Annotated in this window: 1 protein-coding gene; it reads right to left on the bottom strand. The window is 64.7% G+C overall.

Annotated features, from left to right (window positions below):
• On the bottom strand, window positions 1-533 hold a 533-nt coding region (locus KG088_RS19450; protein WP_213828276.1), incomplete at both ends, for a Mu transposase domain-containing protein.

The raw sequence follows: 533 nt of genomic DNA, 5'->3' as shown, positions 1-533 counted from the left end.
AGTTCGTCGTCCAGGCTCAGGCGGATCACCACCGCCTGGCCGCAGTAGCTATCGGGCACGCTGTAGCGGTTGCCACGGAAATCGATATACCCGTCCCAGCCAACCTGGCGCAGGTCGTGGTAGCGGGTATCGAAGTCCGTGGCCGGCAGCGCCTGGAGTGCTTCGATGTCGGCGGTAAAGCGCTCGGCCGGGGTTTGACGGAACTGGCGTAACGGCCGCTGATCGGCCACGCGTGCAAGCCATAGCAACAGCAGCCGATTGAGATGGGCAACGCTCTCGAACGCTCGGTAGCGCTGGAAGAAGTGCTGCTTCACATAGCCCACCATGCGCTCAGTCTTGCCCTTGGTGCGCGGGCGCTGCGGGCGGCACGCCTTGGGCGCGAAGCCGTAATGGTTGGCCAGTTGCAGGAAACCGGCGTTGAAGATCACCCGGTGGTCACGGTCCTGCTTGAGCACCGCCGCCTTCTGGTTGTCGACCAGTACCGTGCGCGGCACGCCGCCGAAGTGGCGGAACGCCTGCACCAGGGACTCGTA

It is taken from the genome of Halomonas jincaotanensis, assembly GCF_018448785.1.
GTDB classification, from domain to species: Bacteria; Pseudomonadota; Gammaproteobacteria; order Pseudomonadales; family Halomonadaceae; genus Halomonas; species Halomonas jincaotanensis.
This window is presented reverse-complemented; position numbering and strand designations above follow the sequence as displayed.